This window comes from Pseudomonas sp. NPDC089569, from assembly GCF_050280625.1.
Lineage (GTDB): Bacteria > Pseudomonadota > Gammaproteobacteria > Pseudomonadales > Pseudomonadaceae > Aquipseudomonas.
The window spans coordinates 1-24,501 of sequence record NZ_JBNNVQ010000056.1 but is presented as its reverse complement, the minus strand read 5'-3'; the positions used below and the strand labels follow the sequence as shown (position 1 = coordinate 24,501).

The window sequence follows — 24,501 nt, the reverse complement described above, 5'->3', positions numbered from 1 at the left end:
GCGGATAATAACAGGGTTGCCAACCCTGTCGCTGGTACTGGTCGACTGCTTTATCACCGCACCTGTAGGAGCGAGCGTGCTCGCGATGTACGTCAGGCCACCGCAGGGTGTCAGGCTGCCCGCGTTATCGTTGGCGACCATCGCGAGCATGCTCGCTCCTACAGTGAGTACAACGATATTTTTCAATTGAGCAATATCGTCCCGGCAACCGTCTACAGTTGGACAGTAGGAACCGCGCACTTCCCGATGCCGAAGCTGACTATAAGAAGAGGGGTGTTCACATTGCGTAACAGCAAACCCTGGGGCGATGTCTCGCCAATGCGGGCCTGGACCGCCAATCGCCCGGCAGATGAAAAATTAGCCGCCGGACGAGCGGCACTTTTTGACGCTCGCGCTAGTCTTAGCGTGGATCGCGGTGACGGACGTCACTTTCCCTGTCTACGCTATCCTTGTGCGAGACTCACGCAGGAATCCAGCGCAATATGAATGTCCTGATCGTTGATGACGACCCCCTTGCCCGCGAGCGCCTGAGCCGAATGGTTGGCGAACTCGAGGGATACAGTGTCCTGGAGCCCAGCGCCACGAACGGCGAGGAGGCGTTGGCACTGATCGACAGCCACAAGCCGGATATCGTTCTTCTCGATATTCGCATGCCAGGCCTCGATGGCCTGCAAGTGGCCGCACGATTGTGCGAGCGCGAAACCCCGCCCGCGGTGGTGTTGTGTACAGGGCCCGATGAATTTGCCGTGGAAGCCTTACAGGCCAGCGCCTTGGGCTATCTGGTGAAACCTGTGAGAACTGAACATTTACACGACGCATTAAAGAAAGCCGAACGCCCCAATCGAGTTCAACTCTCGGCCCTGACCCGGCCGGCCGCAGAAAGTGGCAATGGCCCTCGCAGCCATATCAGCGCGCGAACCCGCAAAGGGATCGAGCTGATACCGCTGGATCAGGTGGTCTACTTTATCGCCGATCACAAATACGTGACCTTGCGCCACGAAGCCGGCGAAGTGCTGCTCGACGAGCCGCTCAAGGCGCTTGAAGACGAATTCGGTGACCGTTTCGTGCGCATCCACCGCAACGCACTGGTCGCTCGCGAGCGTATCGAACGCTTGCAACGAACGCCGCTGGGGCATTTTCAGCTGTTCCTCAAGGGGCTCAATGGCGATGCATTGATCGTCAGTCGGCGCCATGTGGCCGGCGTGCGGAAAATGATGCAGCAGCTTTAAGTCGCTGGTCACAGGCAAACTTCACACCCGATAACCGGACATCCGGGGCCAGGGAGGCCGAGCAGTTTCTGATACAAGTCAAAGTGGATTTGGCTGAGCTGTTATTATCCGTCGTATCTATTCAGTACGGATTGATCCATGTCCTCTCGCCAGATCCGCATCGCAACCCGCAAAAGTGCTCTCGCCCTGTGGCAGGCCGAATATGTCAAAGCCCGTCTGGAAGAGGCCCATCCGGGTCTGCTCGTGACGCTGGTGCCAATGGTCAGCCGTGGCGACAAGCTGCTCGACTCGCCATTGTCGAAAATCGGCGGCAAGGGCCTGTTCGTCAAGGAACTGGAAACCGCGCTGCTGGAAAACGAAGCCGATATTGCCGTGCACTCCATGAAGGATGTGCCGATGGACTTCCCCGCAGGCCTCGGCCTGTTCTGCATCTGCGAGCGCGAAGATCCGCGCGATGCTTTCGTCTCCAACACATTCAACAGCCTCGATGAGCTGCCGCCGGGCAGCATTGTCGGCACGTCGAGCCTGCGTCGCCAGGCGCAACTGCTGACCCGTCGCCCGGATCTGGAAATCCGCTTCCTGCGGGGTAACGTCAATACTCGCCTGGCCAAGCTCGATGCCGGTGAATATGACGCCATCATCCTGGCCTCCGCCGGGTTGATTCGGTTGGGCTTTGAAGATCGCATTACCTCGGCCATCAGCGTCGAAGACAGTCTGCCGGCCGGTGGCCAGGGCGCGGTGGGGATCGAGTGCCGCAGTGCGGACAGCGAAATACACGCGCTGTTGGCACCGCTGCATCATCAGGACACCGCCACTCGCGTCACGGCTGAACGAGCCCTCAACAAACATCTGAATGGCGGCTGCCAAGTGCCGATCGCCTGCTACGCGGTGCTTGAAGGGGAGCAAGTCTGGTTGCGCGGTCTGGTGGGGGATCCGAATGGCGGTCTGCTGCTCAGCGCCGAGGCTCGCGGGCCCCGTGGTGATGCCGAGGCTCTGGGTGTGCGAGTGGCCGAAGATCTGTTGAGCCAGGGCGCCGATGAAATTCTCAAGGCGGTGTATGGCGAGGCAGGTCACGAGTGACGGGCTGGCGCCTGTTGCTGACGCGTCCGGCGGATGAGTCGGCGGCGCTGGGCAGTTTGTTGGCCGAGCAGGGGATTTTCAGCAGTAGCCTGCCGCTTTTGGACATCGTGCCGATCCCGGTCTCTGACAGAATGCGCGAAGTGATCCAGGATCTGGATCGCTACTGCGCAGTCATCGTGGTCAGCAAACCAGCGGCGCGGATCGCCGTCGAACTGCTCGATCGGTTCTGCCCGCAAGCGCCAGGCGTGAGGTGGTTCAGTGTCGGCGCTGCGACGGCGCAGATCCTTGAGGACCGTGGCCTGGACGTGAGTTTTCCGCAGGGTGGGGATGACAGCGAAGCCTTGCTTGAGCTTGCGGGTTTACGCGAGGCTATCGCTCGACACGATGCGCAGGTGTTGATACTGCGGGGTGAGGGCGGGCGCGAACTGCTGGCCGAGCGCTTGCGTGAGCAAGGTGCTAGTGTCGATTATCTGGAGCTGTACTGCCGCGAATTACCGCACTATCCGCCGGCAGCGCTGCCGGGACGTATTGAGTCGGAACGCCTGAATGCACTGGTGGTCAGCAGTGGACAGGGTTTTGAGCACCTGCACCAATTGGCCGGCGATGCCTGGCCGCAGTTGGCGCGGTTGCCGTTGTTTGTACCAAGCCCCAGGGTTGCCGAGCTGGCGCGTGCCGCCGGTGCCTTGACAGTTGTGGATTGTCGCGGCGCCAGCGCCGCGGCTTTGCTGACGGCGTTACGGGAGCATCCCGTGCCCGTTCTCTAATGCAAAGGATGGATACGTGAGCGAAACAGCCTTGCCTAAAGATGACGTCCGGCCCGTGCTTGATGCACCGGTTGATGAAACTCCGATACCTGCTGCAGTGCAGCGCCGTGGCAATGGGCTGGCAATCGTCGCGCTGCTGCTGGGTGCTGCCGGTGTGGCTGTAGGGGGATGGGGTGTCTGGCAGGTTCGACACCTGCAGGCGACCAACCAACAGCAGTTGAGTCAGGTACAGGCGTTAAGCGATGAGGCGCAAAGCCTGAAGCTCAATGAACAGCGCTTGAGTACCCGCCTGGAACAACTGCCCGGAGCCGATGTGCTCGAAGAGCGCGCACGCCTGGTCATTCAGTTGCAGGGTGATCAGCAGCGACTCAATCAGCGTCTGGAAACCGTCCTGGGTGCCAGCCGCAAGGACTGGCGCCTGGCCGAGGCCGAGCACCTGCTGCGCCTGGCCAGCCTTCGCCTGTCTGCGTTGCAGGACATCAGCAGCGCCCAGGCCCTGGTGCAGGGCGCCGACGAAATCCTGCGTGAGCAAAATGATCCCGGTGCCTTTGCCGCTCGCGAGCAGGTGGCCAAGACCCTGGTGGCTCTGCGCAGCACCGAGCAGCCGGACCGCACCGGGCTGTTCCTGCGCCTGGGTGCCTTGCGCGATCAGGTGATCGATCTCACCGAGCTTGCGCCCGAGTACAAGGATCGCGGCGAATCCCTGCTGGGACTGACCGCCGATGGCGATGGCGCCAGTCGTTGGGCGCAGTGGTGGGATCAGATCTCTCGCTATATCCGTATCGATTTCAATGCCGACAAAAATGTCCGCCCGTTGCTGGCCGGGCAGAGCCTGAGCCAGGTGCGCCTGGCGCTGAGCCTGTCGCTGGAGCAGGCGCAATGGGCCGCGCTCAATGGTCAGGCAGCGGTTTACACTCAGGCGATGAACGAGGCACGCGATGTGCTCAAGGGGAATTTCAACCCGGACAATCCGCAGAGCAAGGTGATGCTTGAGCAAGTGGCCGAGCTGAGCAGGCAACCTGTCACCGTGATCACCCCTGATCTGACTGGCACGTTGAGCGCGGTGCAAGGCTATCTGGAGCGGCGCAATATCAATGCCGAGGACTCGGTCAAGCCGCTGGCCAAACCTGCCGCGAACGCCGTGCAGGAGGCCACGCCATGAAGCGCCTGTATGTAATCGTGTTCCTGGCCATCGCTGCTGCGGCTGCGCTGGGGCTGGCGATTGCCGAGCATTCCGGTTACGTGCTGATCGCCTACAAGAGCTTCCGTTACGAATCCAGCCTGTGGGCGACTCTGGCCCTGGTGGCGTTTCTCTGGCTGGTGATCTGGGGCATCAAGGCCTTGATCGATTTGGTGCTGACGTCCGGTGGCGTGGTCAATCCCTGGTCGCGGCGTAATCGTAGCCGCCGGATTCAAGTGGCGATCGAGCACGGGCAGCTGGATCTGGCCGAAGGCCGTTGGGCCAGTGCTCAGCGGCATTTGCAGCGGGCTGCGGAAGCTGAAAGCCAGCCGTTGCTTTATTACCTCGGTGCCGCCCGTGCGGCGAACGAACAAGGTCATTACGAACAGAGCGACAATCTGCTGGAGCGTGCGCTGGAGCGTCAGCCCCAGGCCGAGCTGGCGATTGCCTTGAGCCACGCACAGCTGCAGACCGATCGCGGCGATACCGAAGGTGCCGTGGCGACCCTGCAGGCGATGCATGAGCGCCATCCACACAACGCGCAGACACTGCGTCAGTTGCAGCGTCTGCATCAGCAGCGCGGCGACTGGTCGGCGGTCATTCGATTGCTGCCGGAACTGCGCAAGGACAAGGTCTTGCCAGCCGCTGAACTGGCCGAGCTGGAGCGCCGCGCCTGGGGCAAGAATCTATCCCTGGCAGGGCACCGTGAAGAGGATGGAACCGTCGGCCTGCAATCGCTCAATCGCGCCTGGCAGCAACTGACTTCTGCCCAGCGTCAGGAGCCGCAACTGGTGCTTGCCTACGCCGATCAGTTGCGCCAACTGGGTGCGCAAGCCGAGGCCGAGGAGGTTTTGCGTACGGCGCTCAAGCGCAACTACGACAGTCATTTGGCGCGCCTGTACGGTTTGGTTCGCGGTAATGATCCGGCTCGCCAACTGCAACTTGCGGAGAGCTGGCTCAAGCAGCACCCGGCTGATCCAAGCCTGTTGCTGACACTGGGGCGACTGTGTTTGCAAGGCAGCCTGTGGGGCAAGGCGCGGGACTATCTGGAAAGCAGCCTGCGGTTGCAGCGCAACCCGGAAGCCTGTGCCGAGCTGGCGCGCCTGCTGGCGCAAATGGGTGACACCGAGCGCAGCAACCAGCTGTTCCAGGAGGGGCTGGGCATGCTGGATGAGCGCTTGCTGGCTGCGCCGTTGCCGGTCCCCGCTCACGCTTGAAAAGGGCCGCCCATGTAGCAGCCGGCGCAGTTCGAGTCGGCTTGCTACATGTAGTCCTATCAGGTCTTCAGTAGAGTCCTACAAAGGGCTACATCTGATCCTCTGGTTTCTGTCGGGTAATCCTTACACCTCTGCTGAAGAGTCCCTACCAGCCAGCCTTGAAACGCTGTCGGGCTTTACTCTACCGTAGCCGTCGGTCCCTACAGTTACGGAAAAGCCATGTCGTTGGCCTGCACACGCTCGTTGTTTTTCATGGTTTTCGTTGCGGGCGCCCTGGTCCTGGGCGTGTCCTACTATCTGGAATACTCCATCGGCCTCAGGCCCTGCGTCTTGTGCCTGTTGCAGCGGGTTTGCCTGGCGTCGCTGACAGGTATTTGCCTTATGGCTGCCGTGCAGGGCGCCGGTCGTCTTGGCTCTTTTCTGTATTGGTTGCTCGGTCTGCTTTGCAGTGTGGGCGGTGCGTTTACTGCGTGGCGACAAGTGCTTTTGCAAAACGATCCTGCTGATCCGTCATTGAATTGCGCAGCCGGACTTGTCGAGTTGTTCGCCAGTGCGCCATGGCCATGCATCGTGCGGCAGATGTTCGATGGCACCATCGACTGCGCACAGATTTCATGGACGCTGTTCGACCTGAGTGTTCCGGAGTGGAGCCTGCTGTTCTTTGTCGCGATGATGATCCTGAGTGTTTATCAGCTGTCGCGCCTTGTCTGGAGCGCCTTGCAGCGACCACTCGGCGGCGAGTCGTCGCACCGGGCCCTGGGGGGCGATTAAACACTTGTATGAACTTTATCGCGTGCGTACCTTGAAGCCACAGTCGCGCGGGCATAATCTGGCCCGCACCTGTCATTGGAATTATGTTGTTCGATGACGCTCTGCCTGATCGATTCTTGAGCTGCAAGAGTACGACGGGCATAGAGCAGCATGACCCACAAGGGAAGAGAGAACGCCATGCTCGAAAGTTGTCAGAATGCTCAGGAACGTTGGGGTGGAGTGCATCTGCTGATCGATCGCTGGTTGCAGGAACGTCACGAACTGGTTCGAGCCTATGATGCCCTCGGCGAGAGACCCGAGGCACTGGGTGAGAACCGAAAGCCTTTGCAGGAGTTTTGCGGTGTACTGGTTGATTATGTTTCAGCCGGGCATTTCGAGATCTACGAGCAACTGACGGGGGAGGCCAAAGCCTTCAACGACAAGCGTGGTCTGGAACTCGCCGAGACGATCTACCCGCGCATTGATGTCATCACCGAGAAATTGCTCGCGTTCAATGACCTGTGCGATGCCGGGAAATGTGTCGCTCAAGAGTTCAAAACGCTGGGTGGTCTGTTGCATGAACGATTCGAACTGGAAGACTGCCTGATCGAAGTGTTGCACACCGCCCACAAGGAAACTGATTCGGTCCAGGCCTGAAGCGCTTTCCCGCGATCCACCGAAACGGCGTGCCAAGGCACGCCGTTTTTCATTGTCGTCGTCAGCTCGTGGCACCGCGCAATTCGACTTCGAATACCAGCGGTGTGAAGGGCGCGATCAGGTCGCCGGCACCGTCGGCACCATAGGCCTGTGCCGATGGAATCACCAAGCGCCATTTGGCACCGACCGGCATGTTTTGCAGCGCGCTGCGCCAGCCGCTGATCACGCTATCGAGACTGAACCATTGTGGCTGGCTGTTCTGGTCGAACACGGTGCCGTCGGGAAGGCGTCCGACGTAAAGCACCTGCACCTTGCCATTGGGTCCGGCCGTGGGGCCCGTCCCTGGCGTCAGCTCCGTCAGCAGTATCCCGTCCGCCAGCTCGCGTACACCGGGTTTGGCTTTTTCATCGGCGAGAAAGCGTTGCTCGTTTTTCAGCGCCAACTCGGTTTGCGGTGCAGGGGACTGCATGGCAATCCGTGCCTCATGTTCAGTCAGAATCTGTTCGATCTGCTCGTCTTTCAACGCCAGCGGTTTGCCTTGATAGGCTTGTTCCAGACCTTCTACCAACGCTTTGAGTTGCAGGTCGGGAACCTCCTGGCGCAAGCGTTCGCCCAGGCTCGCGCCCAAGCTGTAGGCGAGATCGTGAGCTTCATTTTCCTGGTTTTTTTCGGCAGCCTGAGCCACGGAAAAAATCACGCACAGCGATAAAAAAAGGTAGCGCGACATGGGCACTCTCCGACCTGAAATGCGGCCGATTATGCCAGTGTGAATGCATTCGAAGGTGAACTGCTTTTGCTCGAGCGCAGAACATTTTCAATCCTTTGCAACGCAGCGCTTTGGATAGTGTCAAGATGCCCTAGCGGCGGTTGCTGCAGAGGTCTAGTATGAGCCGCACTCACGTCAGCCAGGAGGTAAACCATGTCGGCCACCAAGAAGCCAGTAAACACTCCATTGCACCTACTCCAACAACTCTCGGGCAGCCTGCTCGAGCATCTGGAAAACGCTTGCTCCGAAGCTTTGGCTGATGCTGAAAAACTGCTCGCCAAGCTGGAAAAACAGCGTGGAAAAGCGCAGGAAAAACTGCACAAATCCCGTACCAAATTGCAGGACGCCGCAGCAGCCGGAAAGGCCAAGGCACAGACCAAAGCCAAGGATGCGGTACAGGAACTCGAGAACCTGCTGGATGCGCTCAAGGAGCGTCAGTCGGACACTCGTGGCTACATTCTTCAACTCAAGCGCGACGCTCAGGAAAGCCTGAAACTGGCCCAGGGCATTGGTCGTGTACAAGAGGCTGTCGGCAAGGCGTTGACCTTGCGTGCAGCCAAGCCTGCTGCGGCTCCTGCCAGGAAAGTCGCTGCCAAACCGGCTGCTGCAAAAGCACCGGCCAAGCCTGCCGCCAAACCGGCTGCCAAAGCACCGGTAAAAGCTGCAGCCAAACCTGCCGCTGCCAAACCGGTTGCGGCAAGCGCCGCCAAGCCAGCGGCTAAAAGCGTTGCTGCCAAACCTGCCACCGCCAGGCCAGCAGCTGCGAAAGCCGCCGCCAAACCAGCGGCGACTAAAACCGCTGCTGCAAAACCAGCGGCAAAACCTGCTGCAAAAGCAGTGGCGAAACCAGCGGCAAAACCCGCCGCAAAAGCAGTGGCAAAACCAGCCGCTAAACCAGCCGCCAGAACCGCAGCAGCGAAGCCTGCAGCAGCCAAGCCGGCCGCTAAACCTGTGGCGGCGAAACCTGCTGCCAAACCAGCAGCAAAACCTGCAGCAAAAGCACCTGCAAAACCTGCTGCCAAACCGGCCGTGGCAAAACCTGCCGTGGCTGCCAAACCGGCCGCAGCCAGTGCAGCGAAACCAGCTGCCAAGCCTGCAGCCAAGCCAGCCGCTGCCAAGCCTGCTGCAAAACCAGCGGCCAAACCGGCAGTGAAAAAACCGGTCGCTGCCAAGCCTGCAGCGGCACCTGTTGCCAAGCCAGCCACCCCGGCTCCATCGGCAGCACCTGCTCCGGCAGCCGCCGCTTCGACCGTTGCACCCGCAACAGCACCAGCACCAACACCGGCCGCTGTTCCGAGCACAGCGACCACCACCCCAACCAGCGCTTCCTAAGAGCCGGTTACCGCGACGTGCAGCTGATGCAGCGCGTCGCGGTCCAGGTGGCCGGAACCCGCCACCATGCCTTCGAGCCAGGCCAACAGGTCGCTCGCCTCATGTCGGGGCCAACCCTTCGCCACACATTCCAGTCGCAGTAACAGCTGCCGTTCGGCTTCCTGTTCCAGCGTCTTCACTTGTTCGCGCAACTTTTGCAGCCCGGAGTCCTGCGCTGCCGCAGTTTTCCATTGCATACGCAAGGCTCGCAGTGGTCGCACGACCTCGGCGTCCCATGGCCTGGTCGTGTCATGAAGTTGCTGCAAGCGCTGCTCATCGCAGCTGATACCTTGCTGGCCTAGCCAGGCTGCGCACAGCAACAGGCACACGTTGCTGCCGGTCGACTGCAATTGCAGGCATGCCTGCTCAATGCCGGGTTGGGCATAGAGGGCCAGGGAAAAGCTCCACAGGTCAGAGGACATAGTGCTACTCGCGCCAGTTGCGAGCGAAGCTGGTAGACTCCGCCGCCATTATGATTCGACTTCAGAACCTGACTTTACAGCGTGGCCCTCAGCGTCTGCTAGAAGACGCCGAGTTGACCCTGCACGCCGGCCAGAAAGCCGGCCTCATCGGTGCCAACGGTGCCGGCAAATCGAGCCTGTTCGCCTTGCTCCGGGGCGAGCTGCACCCGGACTCGGGCGATTGCTTCCTGCCGGCCGACTGGCGTATCGCCCACATGCGCCAGGAGGTCGACACCCTCGAACGCCTGGCGGTCGACTACGTGCTCGATGGCGACCTGCGCCTGCGCCAGGTACAACGCGATCTGGCCGCTGCCGAAGCGTCCCATGACGGCGCCGCACAGGCTCGCCTGCACTCGGAACTCGACAGCGCCGACGGTTACACCGCCGACGCACGTGCTCGCAAGCTGCTGGCCGGCCTTGGGTTCACCAATGAGCAGATGGATCGCCAGGTCGGAGATTTCTCCGGTGGCTGGCGGATGCGCCTGAACCTGGCCCAGGCCTTGATGTGCCCGTCGGATCTGTTGTTGCTCGACGAGCCCACCAACCACCTGGACCTCGATGCCATCATCTGGCTTGAAGAGTGGCTCAAGGGCTATCCCGGCACCTTGCTGTTGATCTCCCACGACAGGGATTTCCTCGATGCCGTGGTCGATCATGTGGCTCATGTCGATCAGCGCAAGATCACGCTCTATCGCGGCGGCTACAGCGCTTTCGAGCGCGCCCGCGCCGAACGCCTGGCTCAGCAGCAACAAGCCTACGAGAAGCAGCAAGCGCAGCGTGCGCACATGGAAAGCTATATCGCCCGTTTCAAGGCGCAGGCCACCAAGGCCCGCCAGGCCCAGAGCCGGATCAAGGCGCTGGAGCGGATGGAAGAGCTGACCGCTGCTCACGTCGACTCGCCGTTCGATTTCGTTTTCCGCGAGTCGCAGAAAATTTCCAGCCCGCTGATCGATCTGTCCGATGCGCGCCTGGGTTACGGCGAGAAAACCGTGCTGGAAAAGGTCAAGCTGCAGTTGACCCCTGGCGCGCGCATTGGCTTGCTTGGCCCTAATGGCGCAGGCAAGTCGACCCTGATCAAAAACCTCGCAGGTGAACTCTCGCCGTTGGCCGGCCGGATGGCCCGTGGTGAAAACACCGTCGTTGGCTACTTCGCCCAGCATCAGCTCGACTCGCTGGACGCCAAGGCCAGTCCATTGCTGCACCTGCAGCGCCTGGCGCCCACCGAGCGCGAGCAAACCCTGCGCGACTTCCTGGGTGGTTTTGACTTCCGGGGCGCACGAATCGACGAGCCGGTACTCAATTTCTCCGGAGGCGAAAAAGCGCGTCTGGCGCTGGCGTTGATCGCCTGGGAGCGGCCAAACCTGTTGCTGCTCGACGAACCGACCAACCACCTGGACCTGGAAATGCGCCTGGCGTTGACCATGGCCCTGCAAGAATTCAGCGGCGCAGTACTGGTGGTCTCCCACGACCGGCACCTGCTCAAAAGCACCACCGACAACTTCTATCTGGTGGCGGACGGCAAGGTCGAAGAGTTTGACGGCGACCTGGACGACTACACCCGTTGGCTGGTGGATTATCGTCAGCGCAATGCGCCGGTCAGCAACACACCGGTGAACCCGGACAAGACCGACAAGAAAGCCCAGCGTCAGGCCGCGGCTGCACTGCGTCAACAATTGGCTCCCCACAAGCGCGAAGCAGACAAGCTCGAGGCCGAACTGGGCAAGCTGCACGAGAAACTGGCGAAAATCGATGCCAGCCTCGGCGACAGCGATATCTACGAACCGGCGCGCAAGAATGAACTGCGCGACCTGCTGGCCGATCAGGCCAAGCTGAAGGTGCGTGAAGCTGAGCTGGAAGAGGCCTGGATGGAAGCGCTGGAGCTGCTGGAAAACATGCAGGCCGAGCTGGAGGCGCTGTCCTGATGGAGGCACTCAAACTGCCGTTGCCGGCAGTGTGGGTTGAGCCGATCTGGCTTGGCGTGCAAATCCTGCTGATCCTGTTGGCCGCATACACCGCTCAACGTTTTGTCGCCAAAGGCCTGAACCGTCTCGGCGAGCGCTACCCGTTTCCGCCGCAGTTGCTCATGCCGCTGCGCGGAGGCCAGCGCTGGTTGATCATGGGCAGTGCACTGATTTTTGTCCTCGAACGCCTGGGCGTTTCGGCCACGGTGCTCTGGACGGCCCTTTCCGGTTTTGTCGCGGTCGCTGCGGTGGCGTTCTTCGCCATGTGGAGCGTGCTCTCCAACCTGCTGTGCGCGATCCTGATCTTCACGGTCGGCCCGTTCCGCATCGGCGATGTGGTCGAGTTGGTGGACACGACCGACAAGCCTGGCGTGAAGGGGCGGGTCGTGGCGATCAACCTTCTGTACACCACATTGATTGAGGCCCAAGAGCTCGGCACTGGCAGCGCCATGGTGCAGGTGCCCAACAGCTTGTTTTTCCAACGCTCGGTTCGTCGCTGGCGTGGCAGTGATGTGCTCCCTTCCAGCGGTTTTGAGAAGTAGGCCTTTCGTTGGCTGACCTATTGCCATCGTCGGAACGCCGCCCGGAGCAGGCTCGCTCCCACAGGATTGCGTATACCCTGTGGGAGCGAGCCTGCTCGCGATAGGGTCTTGAAGCTGTAAACGCTGGTCGGCAACCGCAACATCCTGCAAAAAATCGGTAGTCATTCTCCCAAATCCGCATTAGCTTGGACGTTTGTCACGAGTCCGAGTCGAGGTGTGCAATGGAACTTCAAACATGGCTGGCGTTTTTTGCCGCCTGCTGGGTCATCAGTCTGTCCCCCGGGGCGGGCGCCATTGCGTCGATGTCCAGCGGCCTGCAATACGGGTTCTGGCGCGGTTACTGGAACGCCCTGGGGCTTCAATTGGGTCTTGCACTGCAAATCGCCATTGTCGGCGCTGGTGTAGGCGCGATTCTCACTGCGTCAGCGACAGCCTTTTATGCGATCAAATGGTTCGGCGTAGCGTACCTGGTGTACCTGGCGATCAAGCAATGGCGTGCGTTGCCCAGCAACATGAGCGATGACGCGAGCCCTCGCCAGATCGGCAAGCCGATGGCCCTGGTTTTCCGTGGTTTCCTGGTGAACATCAGCAACCCCAAGGCGCTGGTTTTCATGCTGGCGGTATTGCCGCAGTTCATTGATCCGCACGCGCCACTGCTGATTCAGTACCTGATCATCGGTTTCACCATGATTTGCGTGGATCTGATCGTCATGGCCGGCTACACCGGGCTGGCCTCCAAGGTGCTGCGCCTGTTGCGCACGCCGAAACAGCAGAAACGCATGAACCGTACCTTTGCCGGGCTGTTCATTGGTGCTGCGGCATTCATGGCGACCTTGCGAAAAGCCGTTGTGTAAACGGCTGTAGCAAACAGAAAAGGCGACCCTGGTGGTCGCCTTTTGCGTTTTCATGGGGTTCACGACGCTGCGCGCGTCGGGTGTTCGCGCAGACAACGCTTGAGTGAAAGTGATTGGGAGGGAACAATATATTACTTCGTGTTTCCAATTGAGATTCATTCATGATTGCCCCGTCCCGATTCCTGGCCTGGCTCATAGCGCCGGTGTTTGCCTTATGCAGTTTCAATCTGCTGGCAGACACCGTGGAAGGGGCACCGCAAGCCCTGCATTTACTCGACTACATCAGTGCGGACTACCCGCAGGCGGTGCAGGCAAACAAGGTTGTCGACGAGGCTGAATACCGTGAGCAACTGACGTTCGTCCAGACCTTGCAACGCCTGGTGTCCGCCATGCCCGCCAAGCCTGAAAAGGCCGGGTTGGAGCAAGGCATCGGCACATTGCGTGATGCGATCGCTGCACGACAGGACAGCGCTGACGTTGCCCGTCAGGCGCGTCAACTCGGTGCAAAACTGGCGGTGACCTACGAGGTCAGTCAGGCCCCGATCATCACGCCTGACCCGACCCGTGGCGCTCCCTTGTATGCCCAGCACTGTTCGGTATGCCACGGCGATGCAGGGGCGGGCGATGGTCCGGCAGGTGTCGGCCTGACGCCGCCACCGACCAACTTGCGCGATCACGCGCGCCTGGATCATCTGAGCCTCTACGCAATCTACAACTCCCTGGGCCTGGGGATCGAAGGCACGGACATGCCGGCCTTCGCCGATCAACTGGATGATCGTCAACGTTGGGACCTGGCGACCTACATCGCCGGTTTCAGTGCCGATGCGGCAGCGGCCAAAAGCGACAAGCTCTACAACATTGCCGATCTGGCCCGCCAGACGCCGGCGGAAGTGGAGGCCGCCGAGGGCCCGCAAGCCACGGCAATCTTCCGTGCGCAGCGGGCGCAGCCGCCGCAGGTCAAGCGTGGCCCGGCGCAACTGCTCGACTACACCGCCGCCACACTGGACAAGAGTGTCGCGGCCTACCGTGCCGGCGACCACGAACAGGCATACGACCTGTCGGTGGCGGCGTACCTGGAAGGCTTCGAACTGGTCGAAAGCTCGCTGGATAACGTCGATGCCAACGTGCGCAAAGACACGGAAAAATCGCTGATGGCTTACCGTCAGTCCTTGCAGGATGGCTTGCCGCTGGATCAGGTCGAGCAACGTCTGGAGGCGGCCAAGGCCAAATTGAAGACTTCCGCCGACCTGCTGGGCAGCGATGGCTTGAGTTGGTCCCTGAGCTTCATCTCCGGCCTGCTGATTCTGTTGCGCGAAGGGGTGGAAGCGATTCTCGTGCTGGCGGCGATTCTCGCTTTCCTGCGCAACACCGGCCAGCAGTCGGCAGTACGCAGCGTCAACGTCGGTTGGGGCCTGGCGCTGCTGGCCGGTCTTGGGACCTGGGCGCTGGCGGCCTATGTGATTGATGTCAGTGGTTCGCAGCGCGAATTGCTGGAGGGCGCGACGGCGTTGTTCGCCAGTGTCATGGTGCTGTGGCTGGGCGTGTGGATGCACGATCGCCGCCATGCCGCCGCCTGGCAGGATTACATCAAAAGCAGCCTGGTCGGCGGTGGCGGGCGTTTTGGCTTTGCCATCCTGGCGTTCTTCTCGGTGTACCGCGAATTGTTCGAGGTGATCCTGTTCTACGAAACCCTGTGGCTGCAAGCAGGCCCTGCCGGGCACGACGCGGTGCTGGCCGGCGGTGCAACGGCGCTGGTGCTGCTGGTGGGACTGGCCTGGGTGATCCTGCGTGGTTCGGCACGCTTGCCGCTGGCGTTGTTCTTCAGCATCAACGCTGGCCTGCTCTGCGCCTTGTCGGTGGTGTTCGCCGGGCATGGCGTGAAGGCGCTGCAAGAGGCTGGAATTTTCGGCACCCGGCCGGTGCCGTTCTTTGAGTTCGACTGGCTGGGGATTCATGCCGATGCGTACTCGTTGAGCGCGCAAGCCGTGGCCATGATTGCGATCATCGTGTTGTACAGCCGTAGTCGCATGGCCGAGAAGCAACGGGTGCAGGTTTCCTAAAGCATTCGCTTCGCTCATGTTCGCGGGCAAGCCTCGCTCCTACAGGTTTAGCGTTAACCTTGTGGGAGCGGGCTTGCCCGCGAAGCTTTTCAACAGAGGAAAACACGATGCGTGTGTGGATCGATGCCGATGCCTGTCCTCGGCCAGCCAAGGACCTGGTGGTCAAGTTCGCCCTCAAGCGCCGGTTTGAAGTGGTACTGGTGGCAGGGCAGCCACAGATCAAGCCGGGCCTTGCCCTGGTGAAGCTGATCGTGGTGCCGAGCGGTCCGGATGCGGCCGACGACTACCTGGTGGAACACGCCGTACCCGGTGAACTGGTGATTTGCAGTGATGTGCCCCTGGCCGACCGCCTGGTGAAAAAAGGCGTGGCGGCGCTGGACCCACGGGGCAAGGAATTCGATGCGCAAAACATGGGCGACCGACTGGCGGTGCGCAACCTGTTCGCCGAATTGCGCGAGCAAGGGCAGGTGAGCGGTGGGCCGGCGCCATTCGGCGACCGCGAGAAGCAGGCGTTTGCCAATGCACTGGACCGCATACTCACCCGGCTATCCCGCACCCCCTGATCGTTCCCATGCTCTGCGTGGGAAACGCTCCGCGTTCCAGCCACGTCAGGTCCGTTGGGACGCGGAGCGTCCCGGGATGCATTCCCACGCGGAGCGTGGGAACGATCAGGAGGGAGGGATCGGGGTCAGGCGTCGTTTTCGTGGGTCAGTTCGAGCACGCGGTCGACCAGCTTGTTGATGCCGGAGGCGGCTTCGCTGATCGATTGCGCCAGCATGTAGGCTGGCGTCGTCACCAGTTTTCGCGCCTTGTCTTCGACGATGTCGCTCACTGCGCATTCCTTGTGGGTGGCGCCCATCTTGTTCAGCGCGGCTGCGGTGTCGGCGTCGTTGCCGATGGTGCAGGTCACGCCCGGGCCGTAGATCTTGGCTGCCAGGGCTGGCGATATGCAGATCAGGCCGACCGGTTTGCCGGCTTCGGCGAAGGCTTCGGTCAAGGCCAGGACGTCCGGTTGCACGGTACAACCTGTGCCTTCGACGGCGAAGTTGGAGAGGTTCTTGGCTGAACCGAACCCGCCGGGAATGATCAGCGCATCGAATTCATCGGCGTCTGCTTCGCGAATGTCCTTGATCTCGCCGCGGGCAATGCGTGCCGATTCCACCAGCACATTGCGCGATTCGGGCATTTCCTGACCCGTCAGGTGATTGATCACGTGAAGTTGCGCAATATTCGGTGCAAAACACTGTACGTGCGCTCCGCGTTGATCCAGGCGCAGCAAGGTAATCACGCTCTCATAAATCTCGGCGCCGTCGAATACGCCACAACCGGAAAGGATCACTGCAACTTTTTTGCTCATGGGCATTTCTCCAGATTCATGGCGTTAAATGTCCACTAATTTGTCACTCGTTGCCATAGGGTTGAATCGCGGCTACACATAGGATCTGTCCTCAAGTTTCCGCTCAGGGCGCGTCATGGACTTCATTTTGTATGCAGTGCCGTTTTTCTTTGTATTGATCGCCGTCGAGCTGCTTGCCGACCGGTGGCGTGGGGTGAACAACTATCGGGTGGCCGATGCGGTCAACAGCATCAGTACCGGCGTGTTGTCGACCACCACCGGCCTGCTGACCAAAGGCGTAGGGTTGGTGACCTATGCGTTCGCCCTCAAGCATCTGGCGCTGTTCGAGCTGTCTGCCGACAGTGTGTGGGTCTGGGTGTTTGCCTTCGTCTTTTATGACTTTTGCTACTACTGGCTGCACCGCATGGGCCACGAGCGCAACATTCTCTGGGCCGCGCATTCGGTGCATCACCAGAGCGAGGACTACAACCTGTCCACCGCCCTGCGTCAGACCAGCACCGGGTTTCTGCTGAGCTGGATCTTCTATCTGCCCCTGGCCGTGGCCGGGGTGCCGCTGGTGGTGTTTGTCAGCGTTGCCGCGTTGAATCTGCTGTACCAGTTCTGGGTGCATACCCGGCACATTCCCAAGCTCGGCTGGTTCGAGTGGTTCTTCGTCACGCCCTCCAACCATCGGGCCCACCATGCGCAGAATGCTCTCTACATGGATCGCAATTACGGCGGTGTGTTCATTGTTTGGGACCGCCTGTTCGGCTCGTTCCAGGAAGAAGACGACAATGTGCCGGTGATATTCGGCGTGACCACGCCATTGGCGAGCTGGAACCCACTGTGGGCCAATGTGCAGTTCTATGCGCAACTGTGGGCGGACGCACGGCGAGCCGAAAGCACCTGGGACAAGTTGAGGATCTGGTTCATGCGCACCGGTTGGCGGCCGGCGGATGTGGCGGCCAAGTACCCGATGAACAAGCCTGACCTGAGCCAGTTCCGCAAGTTCGAAGTGCCCCTGGACAGTCGCCAGCAGTGGTATGTCATTGCGCAGTTCGGCGTCTATGTCGCCTTGGGCAGTTATCTGATGAATCTGGAACAGAGCCTGCCTACGGCCGCGCTGGTGCTGGGGTGGGGCGCGGTGGCACTGGGGTTGTTCGTGCTGGGTGCGGCCCTGGAGAATCGGCCGTGGGGATTGAAGCTGGAGTTGTTGCGGCTGGCATCGAATGTGCCGCTGGTCTGGCTGGCGTCGGTGGTGGGGCTATGGCCGGCCAGCACGGTGGGCTGGGTCGGCCTGCTCAGTTACAGCCTGTTCAGTGGTATCGGTCTGTATTGCTGCCGAAACCGTTTCACTCGGCTGGCGTCTTAGGGTCGTCGGTCTGGCGGGTTTTAAGGGCTTGTTCGTCGGCGTAGACCTGCTGGGCAAGTCGCGCATTCTTGAAACGCCGACGCAACCATAGACCCAGTCCCAGGACGAGCAGGCCGCACAGCACCCACAATTCGTACTTCTTGATGCTGCCAAGCATGCCTTCCAGCACTGCACCGAAGTGATACGCCGCCGCTGCCAGCGCAGCGGCCCAGATGGCTGCGCCAATACCGTTGAGCAGCAAGTAGCGGCCAGGCGGATAGCCGGACAGGCCGATCGCAACCGGCATCACCGTGCGCAGGCCGTAAACGAAACGGAAGCTCAGGACCCAGATGTCCGGGTGCTTGCGGATATGTTCCAGCGCCCGGTCACCCATCATCTGCCAGCGGGGTTTGCGCGCCAGCAGCTTGCGCCCGTGCTTGCGCCCCAGGAAGTACCACAGCTGATCGCCGGCATAGCTGCCGAAGAACGCCACGACCATTACGAGGTTGAGGTCCATGTATCCGCGGAACGCGAGGAAGCCTGCGAGTACCAGAATGGTTTCGCCTTCGAAGAACGTGCCGAGAAACAGGGCAAAGTAGCCGAAGTCATGCAGAAATTGTTGGAGCATTGTCTGGGTGCTGGCGAAATGAACGCGCAGCCTAACCCTTCGGACACATTCAGGAAAGTGTCCAAATGTGTCTCGACGTGAACAATTCCTACAAGGACAATGGAATGCGGCTACGTGCCGCAGGATACGCACAACTGTCATGTGTTCGTCATAATGGCCGCTTATAACTGTCACGCTCGCCCGTACGCGCGGGCTCAGGAGTCTGCCGTGAGCTTCACCCCCGCCAATCGTTTGTTCCCCGCAACCCGCCTTCGCCGCAACCGTCGTGACGATTTTTCGCGTCGCCTGGTTCGTGAAAACGTCCTGACCGTCGATGACCTGATTCTGCCGGTGTTTGTACTGGACGGTGAAAACCGTCGTGAAGCGGTGGCCTCGATGCCGGGCGTCGAACGCCTGACCATCGATCTGTTGCTTGAAGAGGCGGCCAAGTGGGTCGAGCTGGGGATTCCGGCGCTGGCGCTGTTCCCGGTGACGCCGGTGGAACTGAAGTCGCTGGATGGCGCCGAAGCGTGGAATCCGGAGGGCATCGCCCAGCGCGCTACCCGTGCCCTGCGTGCTCAGTTCCCTGAGCTGGGCGTGATTACCGACGTCGCGCTGGACCCGTTCACCACCCACGGTCAGGACGGCATTCTCGACGAAGAAGGTTACGTACAGAACGACATCACCGTGGATGCACTGGTCAGGCAAGCCCTGTCCCACGCCGAAGCGGGCGCTCAGGTCGTGGCGCCGTCGGACATGATGGACGGCCGTATCCAGGCGATCCGTGAAGCGCTGGAGGTGGCCGGTCACGTCAATGTGCGGATCATGGCTTATTCGGCCAAGTACGCCAGCGCCTATTACGGCCCGTTCCGCGATGCGGTCGGTTCGGCGCTCAACCTTGGCAAGGCCAACAAGGCCTCCTATCAGATGGACCCGGCAAACAGCAACGAAGCCCTGCACGAAGTGGCGGCAGACTTGTCAGAAGGTGCGGACATGGTCATGGTCAAGCCGGGCATGCCGTATCTGGATATTCTTTGCCGGGTCAAAGAAGAATTCAAAGTGCCGACGTTTGTTTATCAAGTCAGCGGCGAATATGCCATGCACATGGCGGCAATCCAGAATGGCTGGTTGAGCGAAGGGGTTATCCTCGAGTCCCTGACCGCTTTTAAACGGGCAGGTGCTGATGGCATCCTGACGTACTTTGCCGTTCGCGCAGCTCAATTGTTACGAGAGCAAAAATAGCCCTCCCAGGAACATTCGATGAATACCGAAGTACTCACTGAAGTTGCCGTACAAGAAGCTCAACCCGTGGTTGAGCAAATCGACGAAACTCCGCCGGAACTGGAGCCTGCGCCACCTGCCTCGGTGACCGAGCCCGCGCTGGCGGCGCCGGCGATTGCCATTCCTGGCCTGGATGACAGCAGCCTGTACATTCATCGCGAGCTGTCGCAACTGCAGTTCAATATCCGCGTGCTGGAACAGGCGCTGGACGAGTCTTACCCGTTGCTGGAACGGTTGAAGTTCCTGCTGATCTTTTCCAGCAACCTGGACGAGTTCTTCGAAATTCGAGTGGCCGGCCTGAAGAAGCAGATCACCTTTGCCCGTGAACAGGCGGGTGCCGATGGTCTGCAACCGCACCAGGCGCTGGCCCGTATCAGTGAGCTGGTCCACGGTCATGTTGACCGCCAGTACGCGATCCTCAACGACATTCTGTTGCCGGAGCTGGAAAAGCATCAGGTCCGTTTTATCCGTCGCCGTTACTGGACGACCAAGCTCAAGACCTGGGTCCGCCGGTATTTTCGCGACGAGATCGCGCCGATCATTACCCCGATCGGCCTCGATCCGACGCACCCCTTCCCGTTGCTGGTGAACAAGAGCCTCAACTTCATCGTCGAGCTGGAAGGTATCGATGCCTTCGGCCGCGACTCCGGTCTGGCGATCATTCCAGCGCCACGCCTGTTGCCGCGCGTCATCAAGGTACCGGAAGAGGTCGGCGGCCCTGGCGACAACTACGTATTCCTGTCGTCGATGATCCATGCTCACGCCGATGACCTGTTCCAGGGGATGAAGGTAAAAGGCTGCTATCAATTCCGCCTGACCCGAAACGCCGACCTGGCGCTCGATTCCGAGGACGTCGAAGACCTGGCCCGTGCACTGCGCGGCGAACTGTTCTCCCGTCGTTATGGCGACGCGGTGCGACTGGAAGTGGCCGACACCTGCCCCAAACACCTGTCCGACTATCTGCTCAAACAGTTCAACCTGAGTGAGACCGAGCTGTACCAGGTCAACGGGCCGGTGAACCTGACGCGTCTGTTCAGCATCACCGGCCTGGACAGCCAGCGCGACCTGCAACACGCGCCGTTCACCCCGCAGATCCCGAAACTGCTGCAGAACAGCGAGAACATCTTCAGTGTGATCAGCAAGCAGGACATCCTGTTGCTGCACCCGTTCGAGTCGTTCACGCCTGTGGTCGATCTGCTGCGTCAGGCCGCCAAGGACCCGAACGTGTTGGCGGTGCGCCAGACCTTGTACCGTTCCGGCGCCAACTCGGAAATCGTCGATGCGTTGGTGGACGCGGCGCGTAACGGCAAGGAAGTCACGGCGGTGATCGAATTGCGTGCGCGGTTCGACGAAGAGTCCAACCTGCAACTGGCCAGCCGCCTGCAAGCGGCCGGTGCGGTGGTGATCTACGGCGTGGTCGGCTTCAAGACCCACGCCAAGATGATGCTGATCCTGCGTCGTGAAGCCGGCGAGATCGTGCGTTACGCGCACCTGGGTACCGGCAACTACCACGCCGGCAACGCTCGCCTGTACACCGACTACAGCCTGCTGACCTCCGATGACGCCTTGTGCGAAGACGTCGGCAAACTGTTCAGTCAGTTGATCGGTATGGGCAAGACGCTGCGCATGAAAAAACTGCTGCATGCGCCGTTCACCCTGAAAAAGGGCATGCTCGACATGATTGCCCGCGAAACCCAGTTCGCTCTCGACGGCAAACCGGCGCACATCATCGCCAAGTTCAACTCGCTGACCGATCCGAAAATCATCCGCGCGTTGTACAAGGCCAGCCAGTCAGGCGTGCGCATCGACCTCGTCGTGCGTGGCATGTGCTGCCTGCGTCCAGGCATCGCCGGTGTTTCGCACAACATTCACGTGCGTTCGATCATCGGCCGCTTCCTGGAACACACCCGGGTCTTCTACTTCCTCAATGGCGGTGACGAGCAGATGTTCCTTTCCAGTGCCGACTGGATGGAGCGCAACCTCGACAAGCGCGTCGAGACTTGCTTCCCGGTGGAAGGCAAGAAGCTGATCATGCGGGTCAAGAAAGAGCTGGAGTTGTATCTGACCGACAACACCCACAGCTGGAGCTTGCAGTCGGACGGCCGCTACATCCGCAACACGCCGACCGGCAACCAGAATCCGCGCAGCGCCCAGGCCACGTTGCTTGAGCGTTTGGGCAGTCCGATTCTTCCGGTTAGTAGCTGATCTTCGAGTAACAAAAAAGGCGATCCCCAAAGGGTCGCCTTTTTTGTTAGGCCACGGCCCCTGTAGGAGCGAGCATGCTCGCGATGGACAAGAGTGCGCCGCTGGGTGTCAGGTCTCCCGCGTCATCGTTAACGACCATCGCGAGCTTGCTCGCTCCTACAGGTCCTTAGCGGACGCTCAGTACGATGTCTACTCGGGTCAGCCACTCCGCTTCGATGGCGAAGTCGGCCTGGGTCAGTTGGTTGTCCTCCAGCCACTTTTCCGGGAAAACCACTTCCAGGCTGTTGCCGTTGGCATTGAGTTCCACCTGAGGCATTTGCTGGGTACCGCGAATGTGATGGAACAGGATCGCAAAGCGCAGCAACACGCACAGGCGAATCAGCTTGATGCCGTCTTCGTCGAATTCGGCGAACTTGTCCTTGGGGATGTTGCGACGGTGCCCGCGTACCAGTAGGGCGAGCATCAACTGGTCTTCGCGGGAGAAACCGGCGAGGTCCGAGTGCTCGATCAGATAGGCGCCGTGCTTGTGGTACTGGTAGTGGGCGATGTCCAGGCCCACTTCATGGACCTTGGCCGCCCAGCCTAGAAGTTCGCGCCAGACGCCGTCTTCCAGATCCCAGTCCTTGGCCACCTGATCGAACGCGTGCAGCGCCTTGCGCTCGACCCGTACGGCCTGTTCCTGATCGACGTGGTAGCGCTCCATCAGCGAAGTGAGGGTGCGTTCGCGCACGTCTTCGTGATGATGACGGCCCAGCAGGTCGTAGAGCACGCCTTCGCGCAGGGCACCTTCGCAGTGATCCATGCGTTGCAGTTCAAGGGAGTCGAAGATGGCTTCGAGAATCGCCAGACCCGCCGGGAAAATTGCCCGACGGTCAGGCTTGACGCCTTCGAAGTCGATCTTCTCGACATCCCCCAGCTTGATCAGCTTGCGCTTGAGCCAGGCCAGGCCCTCGGCATTGACCTCGCCCGAGCCTTGGCCGCCAGCCTTCAGCGCCAGGCCGATGGCACGGATGGTGCCCGAGGAACCGATGGCCTCATCCCAGGTCAGGCGGTGCAGGGCATGCTCGATGCCCATGATCTCCAGGCGTGCCGCGGTGTACGCCTGGGCGTAACGGGCCGGCGTGATCTTGCCGTCCTTGAAATAGCGCTGGGTGTAACTGACACAACCCATCTGCAGGCTTTCGCGCAGCAGCGGTTCGAAGCGCTGGCCAATGATGAATTCGGTACTGCCGCCGCCGATGTCGGCCACCAGGCGCTTGCCCGGGTTATCAGCGAGGGTGTGGGACACGCCGAGGTAGATCAGGCGCGCTTCTTCGCGACCGGAGATGACTTCTACCGGGTGACCGAGGATTTCTTCGGCGCGATGGATGAATTCGGCACGGTTGCGGGCTTCACGCAGGGCATTGGTGCCGACGATGCGAACGGCGCCGGTGGGCATGCCGCTGATCAGTTGGGCGAAGCGTTTGAGGCAGTCGAGCCCACGCTGCATGGCCTCTTCGCTCAGATGGCGTTCTTCGTCGATGCCGGCGGCCAGTTGGACCTTCTCCCCGAGACGCTCGAGAATACGGATCTCGCCGTTCTGGGCCTTGGCCACGACCATGTGAAAACTGTTGGAGCCCAGGTCGATACCGGCGATCAGGGACAGATTCTTGGCTTGGGATTGCGGCATGGTCAGGGTCTCGGTCGATTACCTCGACATCGTGCCACGATCAAAGGCTGCCGCCAACGCGCAGTGTTCAATGCCTTGATCCAGTGCAGGAAAGTCGGTGACCGTTGCGCGGTCAATCGCGAGCAGGCCCGCTCCCAGAGGTTAGAGGGTCCTGTAGGGGCGAGCCTGCTCGCGATGACGACATCACTGGCATTTCATGACCCGAGCCATATCCAAACTCATGAATCCCCATAGCGAGACTCAATCATCTGCAGCTTCCTGAACGAGGGAAGGGCGGCTATGATGGGCCACGTTTTTTTGCTTACAACCCTGGAGAATTCCATGAGCAGCGATCTTATCAAACACGTTAGCGACGCTAGCTTCGAGGCCGACGTACTCAAGGCTGAAGGCGCTGTACTGGTCGACTACTGGGCTGAGTGGTGCGGCCCTTGCAAAATGATCGCTCCTGTTCTGGACGAGATTGCCGAGACTTACAAAGGCAAGCTGACCGTTGCCAAGCTGAACATCGACGAAAACCAGGAAACCCCGGCCAAGCACGGCGTACGTGGTATCCCGACTCTGATGCTGTTCAAGAACGGCAACGTTGAAGCGACCAAGGTCGGCGCCCTGTCGAAGTCGCAACTGGCCGCTTTCCTCGACGCCAACATCTAAGCGTCGCTGCAAAGTGTCTTGAAAAAGCCCCGCAATTTGCGGGGCTTTTTGCGTATTGAGGGCTAGACGCTCCCAAACTCAGGTGTTACATTCGGCCCCGCACTGGTTTCTCCATTGCCCCCTGCAAGCCGTCGCCGACGCACTCCTTTTCGAATAAGTACGCGATCCTGTCGCCTTCTCCGCGGCGCGGCCTCATTAAGCCAAAAGCTTAATTTCCCCCCTCCATAAATGATTACGTCATTCCTATATGAATCTGACTGAACTCAAGCAAAAGCCGATTACCGAACTGCTCGAATTGGCCGAACAGATGGGCATAGAAAATATGGCCCGTTCGCGCAAGCAGGACGTGATTTTCTCTCTGCTGAAAAAGCACGCGAAAAGCGGCGAGGAAATCTCCGGTGATGGCGTGCTGGAGATTCTCCAGGACGGCTTCGGCTTCCTCCGCTCTGCAGACGCCTCCTATCTCGAAGGTCAAGCCGAAATCTACGTCTCTCCGAGCCAGAGCCGTC

Annotated in this window: 23 protein-coding genes and 1 pseudogene; 19 read left to right on the top strand and 5 right to left on the bottom strand. The window is 60.4% G+C overall.

Annotation, left to right across the window (positions count from 1 at the left end; all coding sequences use genetic code 11):
* Positions 1 to 363 precede the first annotated feature (363 nt).
* The 8 genes and pseudogenes from ACQKP2_RS20290 to rsd all read left to right on the top strand — a co-directional run.
* Positions 364 to 486: pseudogene (locus tag ACQKP2_RS20290) on the top strand (sensor histidine kinase); the annotation flags it as partial.
* Positions 483 to 1,229: a LytR/AlgR family response regulator transcription factor gene (locus tag ACQKP2_RS20285; protein WP_427578929.1), complete on the top strand. Its 747-nt coding sequence runs from the start codon at positions 483 to 485 to the stop codon at positions 1,227 to 1,229. The pseudogene ACQKP2_RS20290 and the gene ACQKP2_RS20285, both read left to right, overlap by 4 nt.
* 138 nt (positions 1,230 to 1,367) lie before the next feature.
* Positions 1,368 to 2,309, top strand: coding sequence for a hydroxymethylbilane synthase (gene hemC, locus ACQKP2_RS20280; RefSeq protein ID WP_427578928.1), 942 nt, complete (start codon positions 1,368 to 1,370; stop codon positions 2,307 to 2,309).
* Positions 2,306 to 3,073 (top strand): uroporphyrinogen-III synthase, encoded by a 768-nt coding sequence (locus ACQKP2_RS20275; RefSeq protein WP_427578927.1) that lies wholly within the window; start codon positions 2,306 to 2,308, stop codon positions 3,071 to 3,073. The genes hemC and ACQKP2_RS20275 overlap by 4 nt, the downstream gene beginning before the upstream one ends.
* Positions 3,074 to 3,089: 16 nt before the next feature.
* On the top strand, positions 3,090 to 4,235 hold the full coding sequence (locus tag ACQKP2_RS20270) for a uroporphyrinogen-III C-methyltransferase (RefSeq protein WP_427578926.1): 1,146 nt from the start codon (positions 3,090 to 3,092) through the stop codon (positions 4,233 to 4,235).
* Positions 4,232 to 5,470 (top strand): heme biosynthesis protein HemY, encoded by a 1,239-nt coding sequence (locus ACQKP2_RS20265; RefSeq protein WP_427578924.1) that lies wholly within the window; start codon positions 4,232 to 4,234, stop codon positions 5,468 to 5,470. The genes ACQKP2_RS20270 and ACQKP2_RS20265 overlap by 4 nt, the downstream gene beginning before the upstream one ends.
* 219 nt (positions 5,471 to 5,689) lie before the next feature.
* Positions 5,690 to 6,241 (top strand): disulfide bond formation protein B, encoded by a 552-nt coding sequence (locus ACQKP2_RS20260; protein WP_427578923.1) that lies wholly within the window; start codon positions 5,690 to 5,692, stop codon positions 6,239 to 6,241.
* Positions 6,242 to 6,418: 177 nt separating this feature from the next.
* Positions 6,419 to 6,877: a sigma D regulator gene (gene rsd / locus ACQKP2_RS20255; protein ID WP_427578922.1), complete on the top strand. Its 459-nt coding sequence runs from the start codon at positions 6,419 to 6,421 to the stop codon at positions 6,875 to 6,877.
* A 61-nt stretch (positions 6,878 to 6,938) separates the two neighbouring features.
* On the opposite strand, the gene ACQKP2_RS20250 is transcribed toward rsd, so the two are convergent.
* Positions 6,939 to 7,604, bottom strand: a complete 666-nt coding sequence (locus tag ACQKP2_RS20250; protein ID WP_427578921.1) for an FKBP-type peptidyl-prolyl cis-trans isomerase — start codon at positions 7,602 to 7,604, stop codon at positions 6,939 to 6,941.
* A gap of 192 nt (positions 7,605 to 7,796) precedes the next feature.
* On the opposite strand from ACQKP2_RS20250, the gene ACQKP2_RS20245 reads away from it, so the two are divergent.
* Positions 7,797 to 8,975, top strand: a complete 1,179-nt coding sequence (locus tag ACQKP2_RS20245) for an AlgP family protein (protein WP_427578919.1) — start codon at positions 7,797 to 7,799, stop codon at positions 8,973 to 8,975.
* Here ACQKP2_RS20245 and ACQKP2_RS20240 read toward each other — a convergent pair.
* On the bottom strand, positions 8,972 to 9,436 hold the full coding sequence (locus ACQKP2_RS20240; RefSeq protein WP_427578918.1) for a TIGR02444 family protein: 465 nt from the start codon (positions 9,434 to 9,436) through the stop codon (positions 8,972 to 8,974). The genes ACQKP2_RS20245 and ACQKP2_RS20240 overlap by 4 nt on opposite strands.
* A 50-nt stretch (positions 9,437 to 9,486) precedes the next feature.
* On the opposite strand from ACQKP2_RS20240, the gene ACQKP2_RS20235 reads away from it, so the two are divergent.
* From ACQKP2_RS20235 to ACQKP2_RS20215, 5 genes are all read left to right on the top strand, one after another.
* Positions 9,487 to 11,397, top strand: coding sequence for an ATP-binding cassette domain-containing protein (locus ACQKP2_RS20235; protein WP_427578917.1), 1,911 nt, complete (start codon positions 9,487 to 9,489; stop codon positions 11,395 to 11,397).
* Positions 11,397 to 11,978, top strand: a complete 582-nt coding sequence (locus tag ACQKP2_RS20230) for a mechanosensitive ion channel domain-containing protein (protein WP_427578916.1) — start codon at positions 11,397 to 11,399, stop codon at positions 11,976 to 11,978. The genes ACQKP2_RS20235 and ACQKP2_RS20230 overlap by 1 nt, the downstream gene beginning before the upstream one ends.
* 221 nt (positions 11,979 to 12,199) lie before the next feature.
* Complete coding sequence (locus tag ACQKP2_RS20225) at positions 12,200 to 12,832, top strand: LysE family transporter (RefSeq protein WP_427578915.1); 633 nt, start codon at positions 12,200 to 12,202, stop codon at positions 12,830 to 12,832.
* 161 nt (positions 12,833 to 12,993) lie between these two features.
* Positions 12,994 to 14,892: an FTR1 family protein gene (locus ACQKP2_RS20220; RefSeq protein ID WP_427578913.1), complete on the top strand. Its 1,899-nt coding sequence runs from the start codon at positions 12,994 to 12,996 to the stop codon at positions 14,890 to 14,892.
* Positions 14,893 to 14,999: 107 nt separating this feature from the next.
* Positions 15,000 to 15,455, top strand: coding sequence for a YaiI/YqxD family protein (locus ACQKP2_RS20215; RefSeq protein ID WP_427578912.1), 456 nt, complete (start codon positions 15,000 to 15,002; stop codon positions 15,453 to 15,455).
* Positions 15,456 to 15,580: 125 nt separating this feature from the next.
* On the opposite strand, the gene elbB is transcribed toward ACQKP2_RS20215, so the two are convergent.
* Positions 15,581 to 16,249: an isoprenoid biosynthesis glyoxalase ElbB gene (elbB, locus tag ACQKP2_RS20210; RefSeq protein ID WP_427578911.1), complete on the bottom strand. Its 669-nt coding sequence runs from the start codon at positions 16,247 to 16,249 to the stop codon at positions 15,581 to 15,583.
* A 115-nt stretch (positions 16,250 to 16,364) separates the two neighbouring features.
* Here elbB and ACQKP2_RS20205 point away from each other — a divergent pair, with 115 nt between their 5' ends.
* Positions 16,365 to 17,600: a sterol desaturase family protein gene (locus ACQKP2_RS20205; protein ID WP_427578909.1), complete on the top strand. Its 1,236-nt coding sequence runs from the start codon at positions 16,365 to 16,367 to the stop codon at positions 17,598 to 17,600.
* On the opposite strand, the gene ACQKP2_RS20200 is transcribed toward ACQKP2_RS20205, so the two are convergent.
* Positions 17,581 to 18,207, bottom strand: a complete 627-nt coding sequence (locus tag ACQKP2_RS20200) for a DedA family protein (protein ID WP_427578907.1) — start codon at positions 18,205 to 18,207, stop codon at positions 17,581 to 17,583. The two genes, ACQKP2_RS20205 and ACQKP2_RS20200, sit on opposite strands and share 20 nt — an antisense overlap.
* 207 nt (positions 18,208 to 18,414) lie before the next feature.
* Here ACQKP2_RS20200 and hemB point away from each other — a divergent pair, with 207 nt between their 5' ends.
* On the top strand, positions 18,415 to 19,428 hold the full coding sequence (hemB, locus tag ACQKP2_RS20195) for a porphobilinogen synthase (protein WP_427578905.1): 1,014 nt from the start codon (positions 18,415 to 18,417) through the stop codon (positions 19,426 to 19,428).
* An 18-nt stretch (positions 19,429 to 19,446) separates the two neighbouring features.
* Positions 19,447 to 21,672, top strand: a complete 2,226-nt coding sequence (gene ppk1 / locus ACQKP2_RS20190; protein WP_427578904.1) for a polyphosphate kinase 1 — start codon at positions 19,447 to 19,449, stop codon at positions 21,670 to 21,672.
* A 166-nt stretch (positions 21,673 to 21,838) separates the two neighbouring features.
* On the opposite strand, the gene ppx is transcribed toward ppk1, so the two are convergent.
* Positions 21,839 to 23,341 (bottom strand): exopolyphosphatase, encoded by a 1,503-nt coding sequence (gene ppx / locus ACQKP2_RS20185; RefSeq protein ID WP_427578902.1) that lies wholly within the window; start codon positions 23,339 to 23,341, stop codon positions 21,839 to 21,841.
* Positions 23,342 to 23,662: 321 nt separating this feature from the next.
* On the opposite strand from ppx, the gene trxA reads away from it, so the two are divergent.
* Together trxA and ACQKP2_RS20175 are read left to right on the top strand one after the other, a co-directional pair.
* Positions 23,663 to 23,992: a thioredoxin TrxA gene (trxA, locus tag ACQKP2_RS20180; protein ID WP_003206727.1), complete on the top strand. Its 330-nt coding sequence runs from the start codon at positions 23,663 to 23,665 to the stop codon at positions 23,990 to 23,992.
* A 247-nt stretch (positions 23,993 to 24,239) separates the two neighbouring features.
* Positions 24,240 to 24,501: Rho termination factor N-terminal domain-containing protein (locus ACQKP2_RS20175; RefSeq protein ID WP_427578900.1), on the top strand; the 262-nt coding region annotated here is incomplete at its 3' end.

Coding starts and splice junctions, on each gene's coding strand:
- ACQKP2_RS20285 (WP_427578929.1), top strand. CDS start 483: ATGAATGTCCTGATCGTTGATGACGACCCCCTTGCCCGCGAGCGCCTG.
- hemC (WP_427578928.1), top strand. CDS start 1,368: ATGTCCTCTCGCCAGATCCGCATCGCAACCCGCAAAAGTGCTCTCGCC.
- ACQKP2_RS20265 (WP_427578924.1), top strand. CDS start 4,232: ATGAAGCGCCTGTATGTAATCGTGTTCCTGGCCATCGCTGCTGCGGCT.
- ACQKP2_RS20260 (WP_427578923.1), top strand. CDS start 5,690: ATGTCGTTGGCCTGCACACGCTCGTTGTTTTTCATGGTTTTCGTTGCG.
- rsd (WP_427578922.1), top strand. CDS start 6,419: ATGCTCGAAAGTTGTCAGAATGCTCAGGAACGTTGGGGTGGAGTGCAT.
- ACQKP2_RS20250 (WP_427578921.1), bottom strand. CDS start 7,604: ATGTCGCGCTACCTTTTTTTATCGCTGTGCGTGATTTTTTCCGTGGCT.
- ACQKP2_RS20245 (WP_427578919.1), top strand. CDS start 7,797: ATGTCGGCCACCAAGAAGCCAGTAAACACTCCATTGCACCTACTCCAA.
- ACQKP2_RS20240 (WP_427578918.1), bottom strand. CDS start 9,436: ATGTCCTCTGACCTGTGGAGCTTTTCCCTGGCCCTCTATGCCCAACCC.
- ACQKP2_RS20235 (WP_427578917.1), top strand. CDS start 9,487: ATGATTCGACTTCAGAACCTGACTTTACAGCGTGGCCCTCAGCGTCTG.
- ACQKP2_RS20230 (WP_427578916.1), top strand. CDS start 11,397: ATGGAGGCACTCAAACTGCCGTTGCCGGCAGTGTGGGTTGAGCCGATC.
- ACQKP2_RS20225 (WP_427578915.1), top strand. CDS start 12,200: ATGGAACTTCAAACATGGCTGGCGTTTTTTGCCGCCTGCTGGGTCATC.
- ACQKP2_RS20220 (WP_427578913.1), top strand. CDS start 12,994: ATGATTGCCCCGTCCCGATTCCTGGCCTGGCTCATAGCGCCGGTGTTT.
- ACQKP2_RS20215 (WP_427578912.1), top strand. CDS start 15,000: ATGCGTGTGTGGATCGATGCCGATGCCTGTCCTCGGCCAGCCAAGGAC.
- elbB (WP_427578911.1), bottom strand. CDS start 16,249: ATGAGCAAAAAAGTTGCAGTGATCCTTTCCGGTTGTGGCGTATTCGAC.
- ACQKP2_RS20205 (WP_427578909.1), top strand. CDS start 16,365: ATGGACTTCATTTTGTATGCAGTGCCGTTTTTCTTTGTATTGATCGCC.
- ACQKP2_RS20200 (WP_427578907.1), bottom strand. CDS start 18,207: ATGCTCCAACAATTTCTGCATGACTTCGGCTACTTTGCCCTGTTTCTC.
- ppk1 (WP_427578904.1), top strand. CDS start 19,447: ATGAATACCGAAGTACTCACTGAAGTTGCCGTACAAGAAGCTCAACCC.
- ppx (WP_427578902.1), bottom strand. CDS start 23,341: ATGCCGCAATCCCAAGCCAAGAATCTGTCCCTGATCGCCGGTATCGAC.
- trxA (WP_003206727.1), top strand. CDS start 23,663: ATGAGCAGCGATCTTATCAAACACGTTAGCGACGCTAGCTTCGAGGCC.